Below are 20,096 nucleotides of genomic sequence, written 5' to 3'. Positions count from 1 at the left end.
GCCGCCGGCCTGCCAAGCGCAGCATGAGCCTGCAAACCTCATTCCGTTACGGCTTGACATATTTTCCGTTATAATGGAATTTCCTAGATATCGGAGTGTTGTCCCATGCAGCCAGATTTCACCACGCATATCCAGACCATCCTTGCCGATATCGAAGCGGCGGGCCTGACCAAGCGCGAACGCCAGATCACCGGTCCCCAGGGCGGCCGCATTGCACTGGCGGGCGGGCGCCAATTGGTCAACCTCTGCGCCAACAATTACCTCGGTCTCGCCGACCATCCCGAAATCATCGAGGCGGCTTCGGACGCGCTGCAGCGCTACGGTTTCGGCATGGCATCGGTGCGGTTCATCTGCGGTACGCTCGATCTGCATCGCGAACTGGAACAGGCGGTCGCCCGGTATCTCGGCAAGGATGACGCCATCCTCTTTGCCGCCTGCTTCGATGCCAATGGCGGCCTGTTCGAGACCCTGCTCGACGCCGAAGATGCCATCATCTCCGATAGCCTCAACCATGCCTCCATTATCGATGGCGTCCGGCTGAGCAAGGCCAAGCGTTACCGGTTTGTCACAAGCGATATGGACGATCTGGAAACCCAGCTCAAACAGGCCGTCAGCGACGGCGTGCGCTTCAAGCTCATCGTCACCGATGGCGTGTTTTCCATGGATGGCCACATCGCCAATCTCCCCGAAATCTGCGCGCTGGCGGAGCGTTACGGCGCCATGGTCGCCGTCGACGATTGCCACGCCACGGGCCATCTCGGCCCGCAGGGCCGTGGTACGCCCGCCCTGACTGGCGTCGGCAACCGGGTCGATATCGTCACCGGCACCCTGGGCAAGACCCTCGGCGGCGCCATGGGCGGTTTCATCGCCGCGAGCCAGCCGATCATCGACCTGTTGCGCCAGCGCGCCCGGCCCTATCTGTTCTCCAACGCCCTGGCGCCATCGGTGGCCGCCGGCTCGCTTAAGGCAATCGCCATCGCCGAAGCGGCCGATGACCGGCGCGAAAAACTGATGCGGCACACGCGAAAGTTCCGCGCTGGCCTCATCGATGCGGGCTTCGAACTGCTGGCGGGCGAAACCCCGATCATTCCCGTCATGCTGGGCGAGGCGAAGCTGGCGCAGGACCTTGCGGCCGAATTGGATAAGCGCGGCCTCTATGTCGCGGGCTTCTTCTTTCCCGTCGTGCCCAAGGGTAAGGCGCGCATCCGCACCCAGATGTCGGCGGCGCTGGAGGATGCAGATATCGATTTCGCCATCGGCGCCTTCACCGAAGCCGGCAAGCAATTGGGGATCATTTGATGCGCGCGCTGGTCAAGGCCAAAGCCGAACGCGGCATCTGGATGGAAGACCGTCCGGTCCCCGAGATCGGCCCCGAGGACGTGCTGGTCAAGGTACACAAGACCGGTATTTGCGGCACCGATATCCACATCTACAACTGGGACGAATGGGCACAGAAGACCGTGCCGGTGCCGATGATAACCGGCCACGAATATGCCGGCGAGATCGCAGCGGTGGGCAGCGAGGTCAGAAACCTACATATCGGCCAACGCGTCTCCGGCGAGGGCCATGTCGTCGGCATGAACAGCCGCGCCAGTCGCGCCGGCAAGTTTCATCTCGATCCGGACACCAAGGGCATCGGCGTCAATCTGCCGGGCGCCTTTGCCGAATTCGTCAAAATCCCGGCCTTCAACATCATCCCGCTGCCCGACAGCATCGATGACGAAATGGGCGCCATCCTCGATCCGCTTGGCAATGCGGTGCATACCGCGCTCGCCTTCAACATTGTCGGCGAGGACGTGCTGGTGACCGGCGCCGGCCCGATCGGCATTATGGGCGCGGCCGTCGCGCGGCATGTCGGCGCCCGTCATGTCGTCATCACCGACGTGAACCCGGAGCGCCTGACGTTGGCCGCCGAAGTCGCCGATGTGGTCCCGGTCAATGTCGCCAACCAGGACCTGCGCTCGGTCATGGACCGGCTCGGCATGAAAGAAGGCTTTGATGTCGGGCTGGAAATGAGTGGCGCGCCGGCGGCGCTGGACCAGATGATCGACCACATGGTGATGGGCGGGCGCATCGCGCTGCTCGGCGTGCCGTCGCGGCCCTTCATCTTCGATCTCGGCAAGATCGTGTTCCGCATGATTACGCTGCGCGGCATCTATGGCCGCGAAATGTTCGAGACCTGGCACAAGATGCTGGCGATGCTGGAGTCTCGCCTCGACGTTCGCAAGGTTATCACCCGCCGCATGCCGGCCGCCGACTATGCCGAGGCCTTCGAACTCGCTGCCAATGGTGAAAAAGGCAAGATCGTGCTGGAATGGTGAGGCGCCCCTAGTGGAGCCTCAGCGCCATCCAAGCCCCGGCGCGACATGGGTCAGGATAGCCTCGATGACGTGGGCGTTATAGTCGACCCCAAGCTGGTTGGGCACCGTCAGCAGCAGCGTATCCGCCTCGGCAATGGCTTCGTCCTTGGCCAGTTCCTTGATCAGCATATCCGGCTCGCCCGTATAGCCGCGGCCGAAGACGGCGCGCTTTTCCGGCTCGATATAGCCGAACTGATCCTCTTCATTGCGGCCATTGCCGAAATAGGCCCGGTCCATATCGTTGACCAGCGCGAAGATCGAGCGGCTGACCGAGACGCGGGGCTCCCGGGTGTGTCCGGCTTCCTTCCACGCTGCGCGATAGGCGCGGATCTGCTCAGCCTGCTGGATGTGGAACGGCTTGCCGCTTTCGTCGAACTTGAGCGTCGAGCTCTGCAGGTTCATCCCCAGCTTGGCCGCCCATACGGCGGTGGCATCGGTCGCGGCGCCCCACCAGATGCGCTCGTCAAGGCCCGGTGAGTGTGGCTCCAACCGCAGCAGGCCCGGCGGATTGGGAAACATCGGGCGCGGATTGGGCTGGGCAAAGCCCTCGCCCTTGAGCATGTCGAGAAACACTTCGGCATGGCCTCGTGCCATGTCGGCCTCGGTCTGGCCTTCGGGCGGGGCGAAGCCGAAATACTTCCAGCCATCGATCACCTGCTCGGGCGAGCCGCGGCTGATGCCCAATTGTAGGCGGCCACCGGCGATGAGGTCGGCGGCGCCGGCATCCTCGGCCATGTACATCGGGTTTTCGTAGCGCATGTCGATGACGGCGGTGCCGATTTCGATGCGCTTGGTCTTGGCACCGACCGCCGCCAGCAGTGGAAACGGCGATGCCAGCTGGCGCGCGAAATGATGCACGCGGAAATAAGCGCCATCGGCCCCCAATTCCTCGGCGGCAACGGCCAGGTCGATGGACTGCAGCAGTGCATCGCCGGCCGAACGGGTCTGCGATTGCGGCGATGGCGTCCAGTGTCCGAACGACAGGAAGGCGATGTTTTTCATGACGTGCAACCGGGCTGTGGGGCTTTGCGCGTTTGTGTCACGCAATAGCGGGCCGATCAATCGGCGTCCCCGGTATCCGCACCGTTCGCAATATCATGGCCAATGCTAGGCCAGGCCCGAGGCGACGCTCAATGCTTTGCCGCGCAACAGCGCGGCGTCCTGGCTCGGAGGCGCCCCGAACTGCCGGCGATACTCGCGGCTGAATTGGGAGGCACTCTCATAGCCCACGCGAAAGCCAATGCCGGTAACGTCATTGGGGTGAACAGCGAGCAGGAGCCGAGCTTCCTGCAGCCTGATCTGCTTTTGAAATTGTACCGGGCTCATGGCGGTGACGGCCTGAAAATTGCGGTAGAAGGCAGACACGCTCATGCCGGCGAACTGGGCGACGTCTTCGACGCGGAATGCCTGGCTGTAGTGTTCGCGAATCCAGCGTACCGCGCGGCCGATGTGGCTCAAATTGCTATCGGCAAGGCCGAGTTGGCGAATGGCCGCACCCTGTTCCCCCACAATCAGCCACCACAGGATTTCGCGCTTGATCATCGGGGCCAGCACGGCGATGTCGCGCGGCTGGTCCAGTAGTCGCAGCAACCGCACCACCGCATCAAGCAGTTCGCGTGACGCGTCGCTGACCACCATGCTGGATGGCACGCCGCCTGTCGCGACACTCACCGACGCCGCCTGCAACAGCAGTTCGGCGATGTTCGCAGGCTGCAGCACGAGTGCGAAGCCCAGCGCAGGGTGCTGCGGACTGACCTCGATATATTGACCCATGATCGGCAGGTCGAGGGAGGCAATCAGATATTGCCCCGCGCGATAGTCGTAGACACGATCGCCCAGCGCAATGCGTTTGCCGCCTTGCGCAATCAGCGCCATCACGGAGCCGGACATGGCTGGCGCCAGCTCCGTGTCGTCCTCGCTGGCAATCAGCACCCCATCGATCGGCGTGGTCATGTCGGGCCGCACATGCCGGGCAATCAGCGTTCGCAATTCATCGAGCATCGAGTGGCTCCTAGTTCGGCATATATTCTCGATAATAGTAGAATTAGGCAAGTAAAATGGAGTCTGGTTCTAACGGTGCGCTGCTGCCCGGTGGTTAAGTGTCCCCATCGAAATGAAGCCGGCACGAGCTTCCCGCTCGCTGCATGTCTTCAAATGCAAAAGGGAAACAACTATGAAAACCGTTATGATCACCGGCTGCTCCTCCGGTTATGGCCTTGAAACCGCGCGCTATTTTCACGAACAGGGTTGGAACGTGATCGCCACCATGCGTACGCCCAAGCCCAGCCTGCTGCCGCAGTCCGACCGTATCCATCTGGTCGCACTGGACGTTACCAACCCGCAGAGCATCGCTGCGGCGCTGGCCGCAAGTGGTCCCATCGACGTGCTGGTGAACAATGCCGGCATCAGTGTGGTCGGCGCTTTCGAGGCAACCCCGCTGGACTATATCCGCAAGGTGTTCGACACCAATACGTTCGGCGTGATGGCGATGATCCAGGCCATCCTGCCGCAGTTCCGCGCGCAGAAATCCGGCGTGGTGGTCAATGTCACCTCCAGCGTGACGCTGGCGCCGATGCCACTAGCCGCCGCCTACACCGCTAGCAAGATGGCCATCGAAGGGTTCACCGGGTCGCTGGCTCATGAACTGGCGGCCTTCAACATCCGCGCCAAGCTGGTCGAGCCGGGTTACGCGCCGACGACACGCTTTTCGCAGAATACCGAACTGCGGATCGAAGACCTCATCCCCGAGGCATATGCCGATTTTGCGCGCCCGATCTTTGAGGGCTTCGCACAGCCGGCCCTGGTGACACGGGAGATCGATGTCGCCCAGGGAGTGTGGCGGGCGGCCAATGACACATCCGGTCAACTCCGCTTCCCCGCTGGCCCCGATGCAGTCGCGCTGGCTGCAGGCAACTGAGGCTGACGGATCGCCGACAATCAGGCGCTCGCGCAGATTTCAGATCGCGCGGGCGTGTCCCCAGCATTGCTGCTGCCTCTTTGAGAAAGTGTGGCATATAGCGTTCGATCCACCGGGGACCGGTCCATGAAGCCCTACATTCTGGTCATCGATCAGAGCACGCTGGCAAGCTTTGCCTTCGTTTTCGATGCCGAGCAGAACATTGTCGGTATGGGCAAGATGGAGCTCACCCAGCATTATCCCCATCCCGGCTGGGTCGAGCAGGTCGGCGAGGAGATTTGGGCGACCTGCCTCTGGGCCTGCAAGACGGCTTTGCGCAAGGCCGGGATCACCGCCCGCGATCTCGCGGGCATCGGTATCACCAACCAGCGCGCCACCACGCTGATTTGGGACCGCGCCACGGGACGGGCAATCCACAATGCGGTGGTCTGGCGCGACCAGCGGACCGCGCCGCACTGCACCGCGCTCAAGGACGCTGGCCATGAGCCCATGGTCGCGCACCGCACCGGGCTGTTGATCCATCCCTATTTCTCCGCTTCCAAGGTCAAATGGCTGCTGGATAATGTCGAGGGTGCCCGCGCCCGGGCGGCCAAAGGCGAGCTGGCTTTTGGCACAGTCGACAGCTTTCTGATTTATCGGCTGACCGGGGGCAGGGTGCACGCCACCGACGCCACCAATGCCAGCCAGACCATATTGTTCGATATCGAGACCAATATTTGGGACCCCGAACTGCTGGATCTGTTCGACGTGCCGGCCAATATCCTGCCGCGCGTGCTCGACAGCGCCGACGATTTTGGCCTGACCGATCCGGGCGTGCTGGGCGCGGCCGTACCCATCCTGGGCGTCGTGGGCAACCAGCAAGCCGCGCTGATCGGCCAGGCCTGCTTCTTGCCTGGCATGCTCAAATCGACCTATGACGAGCACTGCTTTGTGCTGCTCAATACGGGCGACGACATCGTCCGCTCCACCCATCGCCTGCTGTCCACCATCGCCTATCGGCTGGACGGAAAATCGACCTATGCGCTGGAAGGCGCGATCGTTTCGGTGGGCGGATCGCTGCAATGGCTGCATGACGATCTGGAAATCTTCGACCACTGGGATCAGGTGGAGAAACTGGCGGCAGCCTCCGATCTGTCTTTGCCGATCTATCTGGTTCCCGCCTTTGTGGGGGCCGGGTCCGACTGGCGCGAGACCGACGCACGGGGCGCGTTGTTCGGCCTCAGCCGTGGCGCCAGGCCCCACGATCTGGTGCGGGCAGCGCTCGAAGCCGTCGGCTACCAGTCGCATGACCTGATCGAGACCATGCGCAAGGATTGGGGGCATGGCGGCGACATCGTCATTCGTGCCGATGGCAATATGATTGCCTCCGACTGGACGCTGCAATTTCTCGCTGACATCACCGAGGCCACCGTGGATCGCGCGCCTTTGGCCGACATGACGCCCTTGGGCGTCGCTTGGCTCGCGGGCTGGAAGGCCGGGGTCTGGCCGGACGCGGCGGGTTTTGCGGCGCGACGCGCCAGCGACCGGGAATTCCATCCCCGCATGGAGCCCGAACTGCGGCGCAACAAGCTCGACGGCTGGCGCGACGCCGTCCAGCGCACGCTGCCGGAAACCGCCGATTGACCTGTAACCGCGGTCGGCTTTTGAGGCCGCGCAAAAAACACCGCGTTCATCCAGCCAAATCCGCAAAGCCGATCTGGAAAGCGGCAAAAGTTCGCAATCGACAATGTCTACTGGTTTTATAGACTAAACTGCATGACCCGCGCCGAACCGCGCCATGCAGGAGACCGAGATGACCGCTGCGCCCACTTCAGTCTGGTATACCCGCTGCCCGGCGCCAACGCCGTTGTCCATTGCCGCTCAACTCGGTTGGGTTGAGGAAACCTTCAAGACGCGCGGCGTCGCCGTAGCCTCGATCCGCGATAGCAAGGACAAGGCAATCCGGCAGAGCCATTTCGACCACAGCCTCGATTGGTCGTTCCGCCAGGGCGGCAATATCCCGCCGATCTGGGCTCGCTCGACGGGCCGGCAGACCCGGTTGGTGGGCCTGACCACCACCGATGAATTCCAGGCCGTCATCACCTTGCCGGGCACCGGCATCACCACGGCGCGCGATCTCAAGGATCGCAAACTCGGCGTGCCGCGCCAGGCCGAGGGCATTATCGACGTGCAGCGCGCCACCGCGCTCAAGGGCATTGTTTCAGCGCTGACGCTGGAGGGGCTGACCGCCAAAGACGTCGAACTGGTCTATCTCGACAGTGCCGAGCCACTGCTGCTGGAGATCGGCAATGCAGCCTTCCAAGGCCTCGCGCGCCGTTACCCCTATGGCGATGAAGTGCTGACGCTGGCGCGGGGGCAGATCGATGCGTTCTTCGTCAAAGGCGCCGAAGGCTTGGTGCTGGCCAACCAGATCGGCGCCGTCATCGTCGCCGAATTCGGCTTCCATCCCGACGCCAAGATCCGCATCAACAACGGCACTCCACGCCCGCTCACGGTCGATGCCAAATTCGCCGATGAGCGGCCGGACCTGGTGGCCGAACTGATCGGGGCCGTGCAGCGCATCGATGGCTGGGCGCGCGCCAATCCGAATGACGCGGTGCGCTATATCGCCCGTGAACTGGGGGTTGCCGAAGATGCCATCTGGGCCGCCAATGGACCTGATGTTCACAAGCACCTGGCGCTGACCCTAGATGACGAGCAGATCGCCGCCATTGCCCATTTCAAGGATTTCCTCCTGGAATGGGGCTTCCTATCCGCCGATTTCGACGTGGCTGGCTGGGTCGATGCCCGCCCGCTGGAGGCGGCCCTGCGCCGACACGCGGCATGAGCGCGCCCGTCCTCGTCACTGGAGCGACCGGGCGGCTCGGCCAGTTGATCGTCGCCCGCCTCGTCAGCAAGAACCAGCACGTGCGCGTACTCACCCGCCGCCCCGGTCACGCGCGGGCCCTGTTCGGCACCAGCGTCGAGGTCGCTGCCGGTGACTTTGCCGATCCCGTCAGCGTCCGCGCGGCCGTTCGCGGGGTTGGTCGCTTGCTGCTGTTGTCGCCGCTCAGCGGCACTTTGAGCATCGACCAGATCGGCGTGGCGGAAGCTGCAACAGCGGCCGGCGCCACCCGCATCGTCAAGATTTCGGGCTCGGACTGGACCATCGATCCGCCGGGCCTGTCCATCTCGGGGGACGCCCATGCTGCCGTCGAATGGCGGCTGCGCGGCCTGCCGATCGAGCATGTGTCGCTGCGCCCCAATGCCTGGATGCAGGTATCGCTGCCCAATTTGATCCGCCAGGCCGAGGCCGGGCAGATGCTGTCGGCCGGCTATTGCGGCGCCGGGATCGCCTTCATCGATGAGCGCGACATCGCCGATGTGGCGGTGCACCAATTATTGGCCCGCGATATCGTCAGCAAGCCCGCAATCCTGACCGGCCCGGCGATTGTGGACCTGCGGGCGATTGCCGGCATCCTCGCCCGTTTGCTGCATCGCCCGGTTGCCGTCGCCGATGCTGCGGTGCCCGCCATCATCGCCACCGATGCCAGCTTCGAACATCGCGCGGTGGCGCAGTTCAAGGGGCTGATTGCCGCTGGGCGCGCCGCCTATTCCACCGAGGCGGTCAGCAGCATCCTCGGCCGGGCCCCGCGCTCGGTGGAGCAATTCCTCACTGAGCACCTCACCGCCGCCTGCTTCGCCGAGCCGCGCACCGGCGCTCGTAACTGAGCAAGCCCCCAAATAATTTCCGATTAGAAGGTCATCCATGTCCATCGTCATCTTCGGCGCCTCAGGCAATATCGGCAGCAACATCCGCAAGGAAGCGCTCAGCCGCGGCCATCGCGTCACCGCCGTCACCAAGAACACCAGACTCGATCCAACCGAGAACCTGACGCCGCTCAACGCCGATATCGCCAATGCCGATGACGTCGCCAAGATCGTCGCCGGCCATGATGCGGTGATCTCGGCCTATAGCCCCGGCCTGCGCAATTACTCGGCCGAGGACGCCGCTGCACTGATCGAAAAGGCCCACCAATCCCTGTTTGCGGCCGTCAAGCAGGCCGACGTCAAGCGCCTCATCATCGTTGGCGGCGTCGGTAGCCTTGAGGCCAGCCCCGGCGTCGACGTGGTCGACAGCGATTTCTACCCCGCCGGCCACCGCGCCCATACGCTGCGCAACCGCGAAATTCTGCGCAGCCTCAAGCGCGGCGAGCATGATCTGGACTGGACCTATGTCTCCCCGCCATTGGAGATCAAGGCCGGCGAGCGCACCGGACAATTCCGCCTCGGGCAGGATCAACTCCTGCGCGACCAGAACGGCGACAGCCGTATTTCCGAGGCCGATTTCGCCATCGCCATCCTCGACGCCCTCGATCAGGGCACGTTCAAACGCCAGCGCTTTACCGCCGCCTACTGAGGTTCACCGATGACCGATTTTGCGCCCTATATCGAACGCGCCGAGGCGCTGGGCCGCCGCTTCGCGCTGACCGCCAGGCATTATGACCAGACCGGCGATTTCCCCTTCGCCAATTTCGATGCCCTGTTCGAAGCGGGTCTTTTGGGACTGGTCACGGCGCCGGAACATGGCGGGCTAGGCGGCGGCTTGACCGAAGCCCTCGCGGTCATTTCGGCCATTGCGCGGGGCGAACCGTCCACCGCTCTGGTCCTCGCCATGCACTATAGCCAACATTATTCGATCCGCGTTTCGGACACCTGGCCCGCCCATCTCGTGGCGCGGGTTACCAAGGCCAATCGCGAAGGTGTTGCCCTTCTCAATGCCGCCCAGGTGGAGCCGCGCGTCGGTTCGCCCTCGCACGGCTCGCTGCCCGAAACCATTGCACGTCGTGTTGGCAACGAGTGGCGTATCACCGGCCACAAGACCTATGCGACCGGCATTCCGCTGCTGAAATGGATTGCCGTGCTGGCGGTGACCGACGAGGCCGAACCGCGCCTGGGCTCGTTCCTTGTGCCGGCAGACAGCGCCGGCCTGCGGGTGGAAAAGACCTGGAATGCCACCGGCATGCGCGCCACCAATAGCGACGACCTGATCCTCGACGACGTGGCAATTCCGCTCGAAGACACGCTCGAACTCGCCCCGGCCACCAAGGGCCTGCAGCGCGATGAGCGGCTCGGTGCCTGGTATTTTGCCCTCGTGCCCTCGATCTATGACGGCGCGGCCCGCGGCGCCAAGGATTGGCTGATCGAGTTCACCACCACCCGTGCCCCAGCCAGCCTCGGCGCGCCGCTTTCGACCGTGCCACGCATTCAGGATGGCCTCGGCCAGATTGAGGTCTACCTCACCACCAATCGCCGCCTGCTGCGCTCGATCGCCGAAGATTTCGACAACGGCCGCCCCTTCGGCCCCGATGCGGCCGCCGTCAAGCATGTGGTGATCGAAAACGCCATCCTCGCCACGACACTGGCCCTCGACCTAGGCGGCAATCCCGGCATCAGCCGCGACAATCCGCTGGAGCGCCACCACCGCGACGCGCTCTCCGGCAAGGCTCACGCGCCGCAGAACAACCTGGTCCGCACTATCCTCGCCAAGTCCGTCCTGGCCCGTTACGCCGCCACACCCACCGAGACCATCGAGCCGGTCCCGGTGCGCGCCACCCATCCGCCACGGCTCGTCGCCGTGGGCAGTTCCTGAGGCTTTCATGCGCGTCGGGCAGGGCGCCAAGCCCCCTTGACTAGTTGCCGACCATCACCACCGGCCCCTTGTCGGGCAGGCCGACAGCCGGCATGTCCGAAAAGCTCAGCGTGGCGCCGGCGGGGACATTGTCGACGACGCCAGTGGGACCGCCGGCGGTGTTGGCCTGCTCGTTGCCCGCCGACATGGTGACTTCCGAGCCGTCTTCATTCGGATTGGACTGCTTCTCGCCCGTCTGCGTGCCACTGGCCTCAAATTGCCCCATGATGTCGCTGCCGCCTTCGAGCTGGCTTTGTGCGGAGGCCACTTCGGTGGCCATGTCGACATCGTACGGCACCTCATAGGCCCGCGGCGGGCTGATGACGATCTGGTTGTCGTCGATCTCCTCGACCCACAGATAGATATGGCCGGGCGTATCACGCAACTTGTCCGGCTCGACGATGCGCGTCGCCAACAGGCTGAACCGTGTGGGCATGGTGCTGGTCGAGGCCCAACCCACCACGCCAGTAATGGCGATATAGGAGCCGACGAACACCAGCGCCGTCAGCACGATCGCGCCCGCCTTGATCCACCAGCGCCACAGCGAGGCAATATTCAGGCTCAGCAGCAGCACCGCCAGCAGCACATAGGCACCCACCGTGCCCGCGATCGCGGTCATCATCATTTGCGGACCGCCTGGATCAACGAGGCGGGGCGGGTATTGATATCCGAAACCTCGCCGTCGGCATCGAGGGTAAACCGCACGGCGGTCTGTTCGTCGCCTTTGCGCGTCAGCGTCAGCGTGTCGTAATAGACCACCGACAGCTTGGGATTGATCTTCTCCACCTTGACCGTCACCGGCACGGGGGCGCCGGTTTCGTCGGTATATTTGTAGACATTGATGATGTACTCGCCCGGCACGATACGGCGGACCGTCACGGTTTCCTGGTTGAGCGGGAAAGCCAGCGTCTCGCCATTGACCTCGATCTTGTCGAGATAATTGCCGCGATCGTCACGGTCGAGCGTCACGAAGCCCTTCTGCATCGAGTGATACCAGACGACGTCGCCGCCAGGCTCCTGCACATAGGTGTCGATGTCGTCCGGATTGTTGTCCGGCCAGGTGACCGTCACCAGGATCTCAGCCTTGACCTCGACGTCGCCTGCCTTGGCATCGGGGCGGATCAGCGCAAAGGCGATGAACAGCATGACCGCGAAGCCGAGCAGGGCGTTGAACAGGATATCGGTGAACGGCACGAAAGTGCCGTCCTCGCTGCCCCCCGAGAACAGGCTCGTCTCATGCATGAGCGGGCTGCTCCAGCGCCGACACGACGTGGATTTCGGTCGTCTCGGTGATCATCTCGAACAGCTCGCCGATGGAATTGTCGAGCAGGTAATATTCGAGCTTGAGCAGCAGTGCGCTGGCAATGCCCGCCACCGTGACGTTCAGCGCCACCGCCATGCCGCCGGTCATGCCACCAAGCGCGGACCGCAAGGTGTCGCTTTCGAACGATGTCAGCGCCGAGATCGGAATGAGCATCAGGATGAAGCCGATGGCGGTGCCGAGCAAAGCCAGGCGCAACAGCGCCTCGGACACGAACAGCCCCAGCTTTTCGCGGTCGCGCAGCTTGTCGGCCAGAGAGCGCAGCAGCAGCGTCTGGTCGACATGGCGTTCCGACTGCAGGCGCCGCTTGCGGATAATGTTGATGATGTGATTGGTCATGATGCCCGGTTCAAGCACCATGCCATTGCCGGTCATCACGCGGTCGCCCTCGATACGCAGGCCGCTTCCGCTCTCGGCCACGACAATGTCGCGCACCTTGCGGGCGCGCACCAGTTCGCGCGAAATCACCACGGTCTGATAGAGGCAATGCAGGCCTGTCAGGCAGAAGATCGCGAAGATCAGGATCGACACGCGGGTGTGGTCGGTCGCCAGCACCAGTTGCAGCAGGCCGAAATACCACAGCACAAACAAGCCAAGCGCGATAAGCACGTTGAGCAGCAGGAAGCGAAGAAGAGGCCCGAAATCTTCAATCTCCGAGGCCGAGCCGATAAAGGCCCTGGTCACATTCGCCATGCTTTCTCCCTAGCCAATTGGGGCCGCGGTTCCCGTTGCTTGCCGGGCCGCCCGTTTTGTCCCAATTGCCTAGCACGACCAGCTTGCCGGGCGCTCATAGCCTCTTCCAATGCTTCCTATTGCTTTTTATCGCCTCCAAAAGGGTATTGGCTGGCTACGGTTAGGGTGTCGCGTGCGTCGCGTCAGCGCTGGCTGACGTCGATCCGAAAGCCGACGCTGATGACCTTTTGGGCGGACAACGTGGCGCCCAGACAGCCACGGTTGCCAGAATCAGCGATTGCGCCCTTCGCTTGCCGTCGGAGCGCCGTGGGCAAATTTGTCGCGGCGCTATTATACATTTGTGTGATTTGGTTATGTCCATCAATGTGTTCTACTGACATGTCAGTGGAACTATTGAACATGGATGTCACCCTAAAGCAGTTGCAGATTTTTCAGGCGGTTGTCGTTGCCGGTTCCATCACCAAGGCCTCCCGGCGCATCGGCCTGTCGCAACCCTCGATCTCCCAACAGCTTGCAAAGCTTGAAGAAAAGCTCGATGCGCAACTGATCCTGCGCAATCGGACCGGCACCATCACCCTGACGCCATCGGGCGAATACTGGTTCAAGGCCAGCACCGATCTGCTCGGTCGTATCGAGGGGATGATGGAAGAGCACCGCCGGCGCTTCCTCCTGAACACCGTCACCTGGCAAATGGGCGTCACCCCGACACTGCGCGGCCGCTTCGTGGCCGCAGCAGCCCGCATCGCCGCCAAGCAGCCGGGCTTCGTCAAATTCGAAATCAAATACGCCGTGACCAGCACCGAACTGGTGCAGCAACTCCGGCTGCATCAGCTCAATTGTGCCATCGTCAGCGAAGATGCCATCACCGACGACCGCAGCTCCTTCGCCATCGCCAAGCTGTTTGACGATCCGGTGGCCTGGCTGGTTCCAGCCTCGGTGCCGCTCGCGGATATCAAGAACGCCATGAGTCGCCAGCGCCCGCAGCAGTTGAACGGGCCGCTCAACTACTTCGTCAATATTGATGGCAATGTGTCGCTGCGCACCAAATCGGACGATTGGTTCCGCCATAACCTGCCCGGCGCAACGCCGACCTTTTCCGCCATGACCTATACGGCGGCCGTCGACATTGTCGCCGAGGGACTGGCGACCACGCATTGCCCGCTGTCGCTGCTGCCAAACCTGCCGACCGATGTGCTCGAAGCCCTGCAGATATTGCCGATTCCCAATTTCAGCCGCAGCATCGTGCTGGCCATGCCCAAGCACCTGATGAGCCTGCGCCCTTACGCCGAGATTTTCCGCGGCATCGAGCATTTCTGCAAGACCGAATACCTCAAGGAAATGGTGCCCCAGGAAGCGCACGCATTCTCCATGGTCGGGTAACGCCGACCGGGCGTCCTCGATTTCTCCTATGACGAAGATAGGCGAAATTTGAGCAGCCACAGTGTCACATGCAGGTCTCTACAAAAAACGCTCCTAAGGGGGGAGACCAATGTTAAGAGGCAAAAATCTGTTGCGCGGCTTGGCCGTTGCAGCACTGCTATCGGCTGTGCCTGCGGTATCGAGCTACGCCGAAGACGCCACACCCGCGCGCCTGGCCGCGGCCGGCTCTGAGGCAGAGGCCGGTAACTGGCTGATGGTGCATCGCACCTACGATGCCAACCGCTTCTCGCCGCTCACCGATATCACCACCGACAACGTCTCCGGGCTGAAACTGGCCTTCGCCGTGCCGCTGGGCGGGCTTGAGCCAGCCGGTTTCGGTATTGGTGCGGTTGAATCCACGCCACTGGCCAAGGACGGCTTCCTCTACATCACCGATCCCTGGGGCACGCCCTACAAGATCGATGCAACGTCCGGCACGCAGGGTAAAGTGGTCTGGGTCGGCGATACCGGCATCGACAAGGACCCCAACCGGGGCATCTTGCTGGCCAGCCGTGGCCTGGCGCTATGGAACAACCTGGTCATCGTGGCGCTCAATGACGGCCGCGTCATGGCCTTTGACGACGAGACCGGCGACGTGGTGTGGGATCAGCAGATCGCCACCGAGCAGGGTGAAGGCTTCACCAATGCGCCGCTGGTGGTCAAGGACAAGATCCTTGTCGGCCAGAGCTATGGCGACTGGGCCACGCGCGGCTGGATCGCCTCGCTCGACGCCAAAACCGGCGAAGAAGTCTGGCGCTTCTATACCATTCCGGAGCCGGGCCAGCCCGGCAGCGAAACCTGGCTCTGCGACCAGACCGGCAACCCCGATTGCTGGAAGACCGGTGGCGCCGCCGCTTGGGTCACCGGCTCCTATGACGAAGCCTCCAACACCATCTATTGGGGCACGGGCAACCCGGTGCCGATGTATGATCCCGAATACCGTCCGGGCGACAACCTCTACTCGAACTCGTCGCTGGCGCTCGATGCCGATACCGGCGCGCTCAAGTGGCACTTCCAGTACACGCCCGGCGACTACATGGACTATGACGAAGTCGGCGTTCAACTGCTGATCGACACCAAGGTCGATGGCGAAGACCGCAAGGTTCTGGCCCATTTCGGCCGCAACGGCATCTTCTACACGCTTGATCGTACCAATGGCTCGTTCATCAATGCCACCAATTATGTCACCAAGCTGAATTGGACCAAGGGTATCGATCCCAAGACCGGCAAGCCGGTGGAGTACGACAGCACCAAGTCCCTGCAGGAATATGCGGCGGGCGCCAACCGGCGTGGCGGAGAGGGCATGGAAACCTGCCCGAACATCCAGGGCGGCATCAACTTCTGGCCCACCGCCTATGACAGCACCACCGGCATCGCTTATGGCGCCGGTATCGAAGGTTGCAGCAAGGTGACCAACGATCCGGTTGCACCGGCCGATGTTTCGGGCGGCGCGATCTTCACCGGCGGCGCGGCGGCTGGTGCTGGTGTGCAGGCTGGCTCGATCTTCGGCTTCAACGTTGCCACCGGCGAGCAGACCATCAAGGTCGATCGCCCTTACCCGAACTATGCCGGTGTGCTGGCCACTCCGGGCCTGGTCTGGACGGGCGAACTGGACGGCACGTTCGGCGCCTATGACGCCAAGACGCTGGAGCAGAAATGGTCCATCAATGTCGGCAACGCCTTCGAAGCCCCGCCGATCTCTTTCTCCATCAATGGCAAGCAGTATATCGCCATTGCGGGCGGCGGCATGGGTAGCGCCTCGTTCGGTCATCCCGAGCTGGAAAACAAGTCGTCCTCGAACATGCTCTACGTCTTCGCGCTCTAAGCGAAGCCGTATCATTCAAAAATGCCGGGCGTTGCAACGCCCGGCAAACCCATTTCAACTCCAGGACCGCTCGTCATGCTCTCTTTCGCATCCCGCACCAAATTTCTGCTCGCGGCCGTTCTGGTGGTCGCAGCGCCCGTCGCGGCATTTTCGTTCCAGCCGCCAGCCGGGACCACCACCAAGGCCGCACCCGCCGCAGCCACGGACAGGACGGCAACCGGCGATCCGGCGGCGCTCGACAGCTATCCGGTGACCGAATTCATGGACGTGTCCCTGCTGCAGGGCGCTGACGTTACGCGCGGGCACGAGGTCTTCAACAGGGTCGGGATTTGCCTGTCCTGCCATGGCTGGAACGGCGACGGCATGGGCAAGAACCCACGCTCGGAAGGCGAGGCCGCCAAACTGCGCGAGAGCCAGCTCGATACCCAGAGCTTCCTCGATATCATCAGTTGCGGCATTCCGGGCACGCCGATGCCCTACCATAACAGCCAGGCGTACAAGAAGCCCGACGTCTGCTTTGGCCAAGTGATGGCCGATTTTGAACCCGCCGACGCACCACGCAAGGGCAAGAGCATTCGCCCGGCCGACCTCATCAATCTGGTTGCCTATATCCAGACCCATATCCAGGGGAAGGGTGCGACGACCTTGGCGCAGTGCCAGGACTATTTCGGCGCCAGCGCCAGCAAGACCTGCACCAACCTCGAGTAGATGAGCATGGTTCAGCGTTCGGGTTTGGACTGGCTTGCCGCGGGATGCATGCTGGCTTTGCTGGGTGCAGGGCCGGTGCTGGCGCAGTTCGATCCGGCGCTGGTGCCCATTTTTTCCATCTGGGACGTCAAGCTTGGCCAACCGGTGAGCCAGATCCCCGATATGGAAGTGGTCGACATCGCTTGCGGCACCAATGGCGGCCCGCCGGCACAGATGATCGGCAGCTTCGCCAATTTCGCCAAATGCGCCCCCGAGCCATCGGGACTGCATGAAATCTATTTCGCCAATGACGACGAGATCGACTACATCGCCAAGGCCATGGAGAGCGAATACAAGGTGCTGCAAGGCGGCACCTCGATCTACGCGCATCCGGTGATCGTCTCGGTGCTGGTGGACGAGGGCGGCATCGTGCGCGGCATTCGCGTGGTGACCGACGAGCGGGCCAGCCTGCGCGAACGGCGCGTCGCGGTGACGTTGGCGCGCAACCTCAAGGGGCGCTACGGCAGCTGGAAACAGACCTGCGAGAATATCCCCCTGCAGCCGGGCGAAAACCGCGTCGGCAACCAGTTCGAACATGAATTGTGCACGGCCGACAATACCGATATCGGCCAGCGCATGCGGCTGGAATCCAGCTATCTGCGCAAGAAGGGCCAGGAAACCATCAATACCGAGACCCAGAAGGTCAATGAGGGTTATTTCCAGAGCCAGACGCGCCTGGAAGTGGTGGAGGCGCCCTATGAGCCCGTCCAGCCGCCAGCCTGAGCTATTGCTGCTGCTGCCCGTCCTGCATGAAATTGTGCATCATGGTGGCGCCGGCAAACGCCTCGTTGCCAACCTTGGCCTGCGTGAAGCGGGAGCCCGCAACCGTTGCGCCAGCAAAATCGGCATTGCGGATATCGGCGTCGAAATAGTCGGTCAGCGTTATGGTGGAGCCCGCAAAGCTGACGCCCGCGCCGTTGACCTTGATGAAACGCGCGTTGTCGATCCGCGTATCGACGAATTTGGAGCGGCCGATGCTGGCTTGCTCGAAATTGGTGCGCAGCAGCGACGCCCCGGTCAGGTCGGCATTGTTGACCCGCGCTTCCTTGAGCACCGCATCGTCGAGCGTCGCGCCCATGAGGCTGGCGCCGGTCATGCGCGCATGCTGCATTCTGGTGCCGCTCAAGTTGGCATTGTCGAATTTGGCGCCCGACAACTGCGCCTCGTAGAACAGCCCAAAATGCACATCGGCGCCGATAAAGCTGGCCCCGCTCAGGTCGGCCAGGTTGAAATTGGCGCTATCTGCCTTGGCGCCGTCGAAGATCGCCCCTTTGAGGATCGCTCGGTGAAACGTCGCCCCGGTCAGGGTGGCGCCGGTGAAATCGACGCCGGACAGGTTGGCCTTTTTGAACCGCGCATTGGTCAGATCGCACCCCTTGCATTCCTTGCGGGCGCCGCTGAGCAGGTCTTCGACGGGGTCGGCAAGAGCCGCGCCCGGCAGCACCGCAAGGGCAGCAATCAATATCGCGGCAACACGTTTCACCGTCGTTCTCCTGGCTTTTGCGATCCCATTATAGGCCGGAGCAGCGCGCGGTGTCGTAAACAACAACATTGGAGGAAGTGATGGTTCGCAAATCTGCCTGGCTCTTATGCCTGATGCTGCTGGCAGCGCCGGCGATGGCGCAGGACGCCGATGTGGTGACCGGCCCGGCTCGCGCCATCGATGCCGATATCATCATGGTGGGCACGCAACGGGTCATCCTCTATGGCGTCGACGCGCCCGAACGCAGCCAGTTCTGCACTGTCGGCACCAAGAAGTGGGGCTGCTGGGACGAGGCGAGGAACACGCTGACCGGCATCCTGTCGACTGGCGAGGCGAGCTGCACTCTGTCTGGTGAACCCGATCCGTTCCACCGCCGCTACGGCGTCTGCAAGATCGGCGACAAGGATGTCGGCGCCGAATTGATCCGCAGCGGCATGGCCATGGCCTTTGTCGAACAGGCCGACGATTACTCCGCAGTCGAAGAGGAGGCCCGCACCGCCGCCGTCGGCCTGTGGCAGCCGGGCGCCAAGTTCGATACGCCCTGGGCCTGGCGCAAGCGCAATCCCGGTGGGTTTCGGTAGGGGCGTTCTTCACCTCTCCCTTGGGGGAGAGGTCGGCGCGCAGCGCCGGGTGAGGGGGCCTTCCTCAGGCACCTCACCCAGTAAAGGCCCCCCCACACCCGACCCAAGAGGGTCGACCTCTCTCCCAAAGGAGAGGTGAAGAAGGCCCAAGCTCAGCCCTGCATTCCAGGCACCACAGCCCCCGGCGCCAGGCGCGACAGCGCGATATAGGCGTCGGTCAAACTGTTCACGCCCGCCCGTGCCATCAGCTCGGCGGGTGTGGCGTTCTCCAGCACATCGCCCTTGTTGATCAGGATGATCCGATCAGCCTGCTCGACCTCCTCCACCAGATGGGTTGCCCACAGGATCGAGGTGCCGCTCTGGTCGCGTACCTTCTGCATATGCGCGATCATGTTGCGCCGCGTCACCGCATCGAGCCCCACCGAGGGCTCATCGAGCAACAGCAATTTGGGCCGGTTGAGCAAAGCGCGGGCGATCTCGACGCGACGCTGGTTGCCACCCGACAGGGTGCGGACCTGCCGCTTCAGCAGGTCGGCGATTTCCAGCAGTTCGGTGACATGGGCAATACGCTCGGCCAGGTCCTTGCCGGAAAATCCGAACAGGCGGCCGTGAAACACCAGATTGGCCTTCACCGACATATCGAGATCGACCGAGCGCGCCTGAAACACCACGCCCAGATCGGCCAGGATGCGCGACGCGTTGGCCTTGTAGTCGAGCCCGAATACCGAGACCGTGCCAGCATCAGGCGCGAACAGGCCGGCGGCAATCTGGAACAGGGTGGACTTGCCGGCCCCGTTGGGCCCCAGCAGCCCGACGATCTCGCCCGGCCCGATGGCAAAGTCGATGGCGTTGAGGGCCTTGATGTCCCCATACGACTTGGTGACGTCGACGAAGGCGATAACCGGTTCGGACACTGGAGCCGTCATGCCTGTTGCGCTGCGCATATGTCCATTCCAGTTCACTAGCCTTTGGCTACCATCGGCGGACATAGGCGATCCCTATACTCAATATTGCCTGCGCAAGGTTGCTTGAAATGGTGCTCATGCAGAAGGTGCCGATAGGCATAATCAATAATTGCC

The 20,096-nt window shown here is 62.8% G+C and carries 20 protein-coding genes; 13 read left to right on the top strand and 7 right to left on the bottom strand.

Features of this window, described 5'->3' with window-relative positions; translation table 11 throughout:
* Positions 1-105 precede the first annotated feature (105 nt).
* Both ABIB57_RS22740 and tdh read left to right on the top strand, forming a co-directional pair.
* Positions 106-1,299 carry a glycine C-acetyltransferase gene (locus ABIB57_RS22740; RefSeq protein WP_354043525.1) on the top strand — a complete coding sequence of 398 codons (1,194 nt, stop codon included), beginning with the start codon at positions 106-108 and terminating at the stop codon, positions 1,297-1,299.
* Positions 1,299-2,321, top strand: coding sequence for an L-threonine 3-dehydrogenase (tdh, locus tag ABIB57_RS22735; RefSeq protein WP_354043524.1), 1,023 nt, complete (start codon positions 1,299-1,301; stop codon positions 2,319-2,321). The genes ABIB57_RS22740 and tdh overlap by 1 nt, the downstream gene beginning before the upstream one ends.
* 18 nt (positions 2,322-2,339) lie before the next feature.
* Here the strand turns inward: tdh and ABIB57_RS22730 are convergent, their stop codons facing one another.
* Positions 2,340-3,362, bottom strand: a complete 1,023-nt coding sequence (locus ABIB57_RS22730) for an LLM class flavin-dependent oxidoreductase (protein WP_354043523.1) — start codon at positions 3,360-3,362, stop codon at positions 2,340-2,342.
* A 105-nt stretch (positions 3,363-3,467) separates the two neighbouring features.
* Entirely contained in the window at positions 3,468-4,361 is an 894-nt protein-coding gene (locus ABIB57_RS22725; RefSeq protein ID WP_354043522.1) for an AraC family transcriptional regulator, read from the bottom strand.
* 172 nt (positions 4,362-4,533) lie between these two features.
* Here ABIB57_RS22725 and ABIB57_RS22720 point away from each other — a divergent pair, with 172 nt between their 5' ends.
* The 6 genes from ABIB57_RS22720 (at position 4,534) to ABIB57_RS22695 (ending at position 10,909) form a co-directional block, all read left to right on the top strand.
* Positions 4,534-5,277 carry an SDR family oxidoreductase gene (locus ABIB57_RS22720; RefSeq protein ID WP_354043521.1) on the top strand — a complete coding sequence of 248 codons (744 nt, stop codon included), beginning with the start codon at positions 4,534-4,536 and terminating at the stop codon, positions 5,275-5,277.
* Between the two features lie 126 nt (positions 5,278-5,403).
* Positions 5,404-6,900 (top strand): FGGY family carbohydrate kinase, encoded by a 1,497-nt coding sequence (locus ABIB57_RS22715; protein ID WP_354043520.1) that lies wholly within the window; start codon positions 5,404-5,406, stop codon positions 6,898-6,900.
* Positions 6,901-7,069: 169 nt separating this feature from the next.
* Positions 7,070-8,104, top strand: a complete 1,035-nt coding sequence (locus ABIB57_RS22710) for an ABC transporter substrate-binding protein (RefSeq protein WP_354043519.1) — start codon at positions 7,070-7,072, stop codon at positions 8,102-8,104.
* Positions 8,101-8,988, top strand: coding sequence for an SDR family oxidoreductase (locus ABIB57_RS22705; RefSeq protein WP_354043518.1), 888 nt, complete (start codon positions 8,101-8,103; stop codon positions 8,986-8,988). The genes ABIB57_RS22710 and ABIB57_RS22705 overlap by 4 nt, the downstream gene beginning before the upstream one ends.
* A 37-nt stretch (positions 8,989-9,025) precedes the next feature.
* On the top strand, positions 9,026-9,676 hold the full coding sequence (locus tag ABIB57_RS22700; protein ID WP_354043517.1) for an NAD(P)-dependent oxidoreductase: 651 nt from the start codon (positions 9,026-9,028) through the stop codon (positions 9,674-9,676).
* Positions 9,677-9,685: 9 nt separating this feature from the next.
* Complete coding sequence (locus ABIB57_RS22695) at positions 9,686-10,909, top strand: acyl-CoA dehydrogenase family protein (RefSeq protein ID WP_354043516.1); 1,224 nt, start codon at positions 9,686-9,688, stop codon at positions 10,907-10,909.
* 40 nt (positions 10,910-10,949) lie between these two features.
* Here the strand turns inward: ABIB57_RS22695 and ABIB57_RS22690 are convergent, their stop codons facing one another.
* From ABIB57_RS22690 to ABIB57_RS22680, 3 genes are read right to left on the bottom strand one after another with little or no spacing between them, the layout of a single operon-like run.
* Positions 10,950-11,573, bottom strand: coding sequence for a hypothetical protein (locus tag ABIB57_RS22690; protein ID WP_354043515.1), 624 nt, complete (start codon positions 11,571-11,573; stop codon positions 10,950-10,952).
* The gene (locus ABIB57_RS22685) at positions 11,570-12,190 is read right to left on the bottom strand and encodes a hypothetical protein (RefSeq protein WP_354043514.1); all 621 of its coding nucleotides are present in this window, start codon (positions 12,188-12,190) and stop codon (positions 11,570-11,572) included. Before ABIB57_RS22685 ends, ABIB57_RS22690 begins: the two co-directional genes overlap by 4 nt.
* Positions 12,183-12,962: a hypothetical protein gene (locus ABIB57_RS22680; RefSeq protein WP_354043513.1), complete on the bottom strand. Its 780-nt coding sequence runs from the start codon at positions 12,960-12,962 to the stop codon at positions 12,183-12,185. The genes ABIB57_RS22685 and ABIB57_RS22680 overlap by 8 nt, the downstream gene beginning before the upstream one ends.
* 399 nt (positions 12,963-13,361) lie before the next feature.
* Here ABIB57_RS22680 and ABIB57_RS22675 point away from each other — a divergent pair, with 399 nt between their 5' ends.
* The 4 genes from ABIB57_RS22675 to ABIB57_RS22660 all read left to right on the top strand — a co-directional run bounded on the left by ABIB57_RS22675 (position 13,362) and on the right by ABIB57_RS22660 (position 17,676).
* The gene (locus tag ABIB57_RS22675; protein ID WP_354043512.1) at positions 13,362-14,342 is read left to right on the top strand and encodes a LysR family transcriptional regulator; all 981 of its coding nucleotides are present in this window, start codon (positions 13,362-13,364) and stop codon (positions 14,340-14,342) included.
* Positions 14,343-14,451: 109 nt separating this feature from the next.
* Positions 14,452-16,206: a pyrroloquinoline quinone-dependent dehydrogenase gene (locus tag ABIB57_RS22670; protein ID WP_354043511.1), complete on the top strand. Its 1,755-nt coding sequence runs from the start codon at positions 14,452-14,454 to the stop codon at positions 16,204-16,206.
* 75 nt (positions 16,207-16,281) lie between these two features.
* Positions 16,282-16,914, top strand: coding sequence for a c-type cytochrome (locus ABIB57_RS22665; protein ID WP_354043510.1), 633 nt, complete (start codon positions 16,282-16,284; stop codon positions 16,912-16,914).
* 6 nt (positions 16,915-16,920) lie between these two features.
* A complete protein-coding gene (locus tag ABIB57_RS22660; RefSeq protein ID WP_354043509.1) occupies positions 16,921-17,676 on the top strand; it encodes a hypothetical protein in 756 nt (251 codons plus the stop codon).
* 1 nt (position 17,677) lies between these two features.
* On the opposite strand, the gene ABIB57_RS22655 is transcribed toward ABIB57_RS22660, so the two are convergent.
* Positions 17,678-18,436, bottom strand: a complete 759-nt coding sequence (locus ABIB57_RS22655; RefSeq protein WP_354043508.1) for a pentapeptide repeat-containing protein — start codon at positions 18,434-18,436, stop codon at positions 17,678-17,680.
* An 80-nt stretch (positions 18,437-18,516) separates the two neighbouring features.
* On the opposite strand from ABIB57_RS22655, the gene ABIB57_RS22650 reads away from it, so the two are divergent.
* The gene (locus ABIB57_RS22650; protein WP_354043507.1) at positions 18,517-19,017 is read left to right on the top strand and encodes a thermonuclease family protein; all 501 of its coding nucleotides are present in this window, start codon (positions 18,517-18,519) and stop codon (positions 19,015-19,017) included.
* A 152-nt stretch (positions 19,018-19,169) separates the two neighbouring features.
* Here ABIB57_RS22650 and ABIB57_RS22645 read toward each other — a convergent pair whose 3' ends face one another.
* Complete coding sequence (locus tag ABIB57_RS22645; RefSeq protein WP_354043506.1) at positions 19,170-19,961, bottom strand: ABC transporter ATP-binding protein; 792 nt, start codon at positions 19,959-19,961, stop codon at positions 19,170-19,172.
* Between the last annotated feature and the right edge of the window lie 135 nt (positions 19,962-20,096).

Source organism: Devosia sp. UYZn731, from assembly GCF_040546795.1.
Classification (GTDB): Bacteria; Pseudomonadota; Alphaproteobacteria; order Rhizobiales; family Devosiaceae; genus Devosia.
This window is presented reverse-complemented; position numbering and strand designations above follow the sequence as displayed.